Genomic DNA, 4,731 nt, shown 5'->3' on the forward strand with positions numbered 1-4,731 from the left:
TTCGGTGCGGATATCCAGAGTGAACGGCTCGGTCCGGCGCAGCGCGCGGACCGCGGCGATGGCGACGCCCGCGATGCGACCGAGCGGATGTCCTCTCACCTCTTCGCGCGCCCGCGCCATCTGGCTGAAAAAGCCGAGGCCGGACAGCGAATGGAAATAGCGGCCGTTGACTTGCGCAAGATCGACCCGCCGGGGCGTCGCAGCGCCGATCGATTCCATAGCGGCCTCGATGTCCGCGGGCATGCCAAGGTCGCGCGCGAACAGATTCATCGTCCCGAACGGCAGCACGCCAAGCGTCTTGTCGGAGCCGGCCAGCGCATTCACCGCGCAATTCACCGACCCGTCGCCGCCGCCGACGATCAGGGTTGAAACCGAACTCTTTGCCGCGCGCTCAATCTCCTCCCTGAGTTGAGCCGGCCGTACGGGGCGGATTTCAAAGCGCCTGGCGCGGCCCTTCAGCGCCGACGTCAATGTGTCCCGCACCCGATCGAGGCCGACATCGATCACGGCGCCCGCCCGGGCGTTCAGAAGAACCAGCGTGTCGTCCATGCCACGGGCCCCGGTGCGGAAGGAAGATGGCTGCCCGAAGGGCGCCAGATGAAATGACGGCGTTGGTAACGCGCGAGCGGCGATTTCGTTTCAGACCTGCACGCCATCCCGCGGAATCACGCGCGGCCGGCCATCGTCGTCGATGGCGACGAAGGTGAAATTCGCGTCCGTGACCTTCTCGTGATGGTGGGTCATGAAGCGCCGGGCCCAGGCCTCGATGTGAATCTTCATCGAGGTGCGGCCGACTTTCTCGATCTCGGTATAGACCTCCAGCACGTCACCGACGCGGACCGGGCGGATGAAGGTCATCGCCTCGATTGCGATCGTGACCACCCGGCCCTTGGCGCGCTCGACCGCCGCAATGCCCCCGGCCTGGTCCATCCGCGACAGCACCCAGCCGCCGAAAATATCGCCATTGGCATTGGTATCGGCCGGCATCGCGATGATGCGAACCGTCAGAGAACCGCGGGGTCTGCCATTGGTAGCCGTCGCCATGATCCCAAATCCGCTCCGGTGCGTCTCTTTCTGAAGTCAGTCGCGCGAATGTTCGTCTTCGATATGCAGGCGATGCATGATCCGATGCAGCACCGGCGCGAGGACGAGCCCGGTCGCGATCAGGATGATCAGGCCGGACAGCATGGCGTAAAATCCGGCGAAGATCTTGGCGTTGGCGTTCTTCAGATCGTCGAACACGCCCATGCCGGAGAGGATCATGGCGGCGTTGACGAAGGCATCCGGGACGCTCATGCCTTCGAAATAAAGATAGCCGCTCATCCCGATTGCGAGACCCGCAAGGGTCAGGATCGCCCAGGCGAGGAGCGCCAGACCCATCCGGCCGGCAAAACGCCTGCGATCGAGCACAGGCTCGGACCGATGCTCCAGCCGGAGCAATCGTCCGAGGCCGATGGCCGATCTGCGGATAGTCATCGAAAACAGCGCCCGATTCGCATCCGCCGAATGATACGCCAATCGCCGCAAAAAGCCTTCGCGCGGGCGAACGAATGCGGGTCGCGGGCGTTGAGGCTGCAGGTACGCGCCGCGTGACAACCGGCCGTAACGGGGATGTCGGACGCAGCTGATTTTGCCGGTTTCTGGCTGCGGCATCAACGCATCGGTACGCGTCGACGTCTAACCCGTTCGCGGCGCGTGCCCCTTTCCCGCCGGCGCGCGCCGATACGCAGCTACTGCAGCTGCTCGGCGAAATAATGCAGCGTCCGCCGGTAGATCTCCGAGCGATTCCACTCCCGCATCACCTCGAAATTCTGCGTCCCCATGTTGAAGGGCTGGCCGCGCTGCCAGCCATTGGTACGGAGCAGATTGGCGGTGGAGGCCAGCACATCCGGCACCGAACGGCGCAGATCGACATGGCCGTTGCCGTCGAAATCCACGCCATACTTGATGTAGGACGACGGCAGGAACTGGGTCTGCCCGATCTCGCCCGCATAGGCCCCGATCAGCTCCTTGAGCGGCAGGTCCTGCCGCTGCAAGATCTGCAACGCCGCCAACAATTCGCGCTGGAACAGGTCGGTGCGCCGGCAATCATGGGCGAGCGTCGCGAGCGTGCGGATGATCGGCAGCTTGCCCATGTCGGCGCCGTTGTCGGTCTCCATCGTCCAGATCGCGACGATCAGCTCCTTCGGCACGCCGAATTGCTGCTCGACCCGGCTGAGCAGCGCCGCGTGCTTCTTCATCATCTGCTTGGCGCGATTGACGCGGGCGGGGCCGACGCGGGTGCGCGCGTAATCCTCCCAGCTCTTCTTGAAGGTGCCGCGCTGACGCCGGTCGAATTCCAGCACCTTCGGATCGGGCGTGATCCCGGCGAACCCTTGCGCGATCACCCCCTGCGAGATGCCCTTGGCCGCCGCCTCGCGCGAGAAATTCGCGATGAAGGCGTTGAAGTCGCCCCCGCATTGCGCGGCGAGCGCGGGCCCGGCCAGAACGCAAAACACAAAGGACAGCGCGGCGAAACGGACCCACAGGGTGACAAACATCATCGGCCTCGAAATCGATACGGCATCGGATTCGGGCCAATATCGCACGGCAATTGTGGCTTTAGAAGTGACCGCCAACGAAAGCGCGATCTGCCGCACGCCAATCTCGCCGCCGGCCCTGCCCATGGACTAGGCTTCCCGCATCCGGCCGGCCTCTCCGGCCACCCTCCCGCATGCAGGACCCATCGATGTTTTCCTGGCAGATCGACCCGCTGATCGCGCTTGGCGTCGTCGTCGCGACAGCGACCACCGACGCCGCCTATGTCATGTTCACCGCCTCCGTGATCGCGCGAAAGCGCATCCCGGCCGCGAACTGGAGCAGCGTCTGGTATCTCCTCTCCTCCTTCGCGGTGGTCAGCTACACCAGCAATTATCTTTACGTCGCGTTCGCCGCGATCGGCTCCTGGCTCGGCGCCTATATCACGCTGACCTTCGTGCACCGCACGCCCGAGCCGCCGTCCCCGCCCGGCTCGGCGCCCGGCAACGGCACGGTGGGGTGAAGGCCTTGTCCTCCCTCCCCGATTGCGGGGAGGGACGAGCCGCGCGAGCGGCGCCCCGGTTGGGGGCTCATGTCACGGGACGCGCATGTCACCGGACGCACATGTGCGCAGGCGCGCGTCATCGCCCGTATTCTTTGTGAGGCGCCGGGCACGCCTTCGTCTGCTCTCGCATTCCCCTCCCTTGCTGTCGCAAGGGCGTGCGGAACGCCGGGCTCTGGCCTGCCCGCGGCCCCGTGTGGCTGTGTTGAGTTTGTCCACACGAGCGTCGTCACCACGGAAAGCCGGACGATCCGGCGTTCCGCACGCGGCGCGCTACAGGTCTGCTCCAACGCCACCGGTGGAACGCTCCACCGCCGTCTCCGGGCACAGTGCCTCGGCGTGGCGCGGCTTGAACCTGTGCCTTGCGCGCGGAAACGTCCGCCGCGCCCAAGGCCGCCGCATCCCGCCCCGCGTCATGCGACGCTGATCAGACGCCCCTTGCCCGGGGCGGGATGGATGGGAATATAGTCCTTGAAAGAAATTTTGTCAAGAGGCGCCCCGTGCCCTCGTTCGGAAGCCTCCTTTTTGTCATGCCCGGCGAAGGCGGGGCATCCAGTAGACTGGATCGCCCGCCGTCGCGGGCAATAACAGCGCGGAATTTCAACTGAAGAGGCTCAAGCTGAAGGAACGTGAATAATGCGCTACGCCGTGGTGATCGAACAGGCGAACGGAAACTACTCCGCCTATGTGCCGGACTTGCCCGGCTGTGTCGCAACGGGCGCGAGCGTGAAGGATGTCGAGCGCGAAATCCGCGACGCGATCCGTTTTCATATCGAGGGATTGAAGGAAGACGGGCTGCCTGTGCCTGCGCCGACGAGTATTGCGGAATATGTGGAGGTAGGGCTGGAACCGAGCCGGCGATTCTGACTTATCGACTACAGCCTCCTGAATCCTCTGTAAAAGTTCTTCAGCCGTGGCGAAGCGTCTTGCAATGAAGTATGCTCAGCCATTAATTTCCGCAAATTGTGGTGGGATGCCGATATGCATGTGCCCACTGTTGAGAATCTCCTACAAAGAGCAGATGCGAGAATTCGGCCCCTTCTGTCGGACCTCATTCAACTCCCGAACTTTGCACGGCTCTCACGGATCAGCTTCTTAGGTGCTATTGAGCGTTTCTCTCCTCGCGAATACTCGAGAACGGCTCAGTCGCGTTTTGAGCATTCAATCGGCGTAGCTGAGCTAGCGCTCGCGCGCGGCATTGCAACTGGTTTGACCGACGGCGAAATCCGATTAGCTCTCGTTCACGCCTTACTTCACGACATTGGACACGGCCCATTCTCGCATTCGTGTGAACGGTTTTTTCGAGCGAAGTTTGGATTAGATCATCACGTCTACCTCGTTAGCCTCGTCGAAGATCGAAGGAGCGAGGAAAGCAAAATCTTGAAGAAGTATGGATTGTGGCTCGATTACAGGAACTTCTTAAGGCACCCCACCCGCCTCCCCTCGGTTGAGGAAATCTTTTTTGGTCCAATTAATGTCGACACCATTGAAGGGATAGTACGCACCTCTCACTTTTTCGGAGTAGATACAGCTGTTGAACTCAACTCCGTAATCAAAGCAATGTCCAGCCGCCCTCCAAGACTTCGCCAGCTTGACAGGTTTTGGAGACTTAAGCATGTGGTGTACAATGATTACATCTTTTCCGAAGATCA

8 protein-coding genes are annotated in these 4,731 nt (G+C 62.3%); 4 read left to right on the forward strand and 4 right to left on the reverse strand.

Annotated elements, in window-relative coordinates:
- The 4 genes from VN004_RS04200 to VN004_RS04215 all read right to left on the reverse strand — a co-directional run.
- Positions 1–549 (reverse strand): diacylglycerol/lipid kinase family protein (locus VN004_RS04200; protein ID WP_325607327.1); only part of this gene is annotated, 549 nt, incomplete at its 3' end.
- 90 nt (positions 550–639) lie between these two features.
- Positions 640–1,044 carry an acyl-CoA thioesterase gene (locus tag VN004_RS04205; RefSeq protein ID WP_325607329.1) on the reverse strand — a complete coding sequence of 135 codons (405 nt, stop codon included), beginning with the start codon at positions 1,042–1,044 and terminating at the stop codon, positions 640–642.
- 36 nt (positions 1,045–1,080) lie between these two features.
- Positions 1,081–1,476, reverse strand: a complete 396-nt coding sequence (locus tag VN004_RS04210; RefSeq protein ID WP_325607331.1) for a hypothetical protein — start codon at positions 1,474–1,476, stop codon at positions 1,081–1,083.
- Between the two features lie 254 nt (positions 1,477–1,730).
- Positions 1,731–2,543 (reverse strand): lytic murein transglycosylase, encoded by an 813-nt coding sequence (locus VN004_RS04215; protein ID WP_325607333.1) that lies wholly within the window; start codon positions 2,541–2,543, stop codon positions 1,731–1,733.
- Between VN004_RS04215 and VN004_RS04220 the strand changes: the two genes are divergently transcribed.
- The 4 genes from VN004_RS04220 to VN004_RS04235 form a co-directional block, all read left to right on the forward strand.
- Positions 2,530–2,673 (forward strand): hypothetical protein, encoded by a 144-nt coding sequence (locus VN004_RS04220; protein WP_325607335.1) that lies wholly within the window; start codon positions 2,530–2,532, stop codon positions 2,671–2,673. The two genes, VN004_RS04215 and VN004_RS04220, sit on opposite strands and share 14 nt — an antisense overlap.
- 55 nt (positions 2,674–2,728) lie before the next feature.
- On the forward strand, positions 2,729–3,040 hold the full coding sequence (locus VN004_RS04225; RefSeq protein ID WP_325607337.1) for a hypothetical protein: 312 nt from the start codon (positions 2,729–2,731) through the stop codon (positions 3,038–3,040).
- Positions 3,041–3,715: 675 nt separating this feature from the next.
- Positions 3,716–3,946: a type II toxin-antitoxin system HicB family antitoxin gene (locus VN004_RS04230; protein ID WP_325607339.1), complete on the forward strand. Its 231-nt coding sequence runs from the start codon at positions 3,716–3,718 to the stop codon at positions 3,944–3,946.
- Positions 3,947–4,060: 114 nt separating this feature from the next.
- Positions 4,061–4,731, forward strand: a 671-nt coding sequence (locus VN004_RS04235; protein ID WP_325607341.1) for an HD domain-containing protein, incomplete at its 3' end; no start/stop codon positions are given.

Origin of the sequence: Pseudorhodoplanes sp. (genome assembly GCF_035565855.1) — a bacterium.
Taxonomy (GTDB): Bacteria; Pseudomonadota; Alphaproteobacteria; order Rhizobiales; family Xanthobacteraceae; genus Pseudorhodoplanes.

Excerpts from the sequence above, each read along its gene's own strand:
- VN004_RS04210 (WP_325607331.1), bottom strand. The coding sequence starts at position 1,476 with ATGACTATCCGCAGATCGGCCATCGGCCTCGGACGATTGCTCCGGCTG.
- VN004_RS04215 (WP_325607333.1), bottom strand. The coding sequence starts at position 2,543 with ATGATGTTTGTCACCCTGTGGGTCCGTTTCGCCGCGCTGTCCTTTGTG.
- VN004_RS04225 (WP_325607337.1), top strand. The coding sequence starts at position 2,729 with ATGTTTTCCTGGCAGATCGACCCGCTGATCGCGCTTGGCGTCGTCGTC.
- VN004_RS04205 (WP_325607329.1), bottom strand. The coding sequence starts at position 1,044 with ATGGCGACGGCTACCAATGGCAGACCCCGCGGTTCTCTGACGGTTCGC.
- VN004_RS04230 (WP_325607339.1), top strand. The coding sequence starts at position 3,716 with ATGCGCTACGCCGTGGTGATCGAACAGGCGAACGGAAACTACTCCGCC.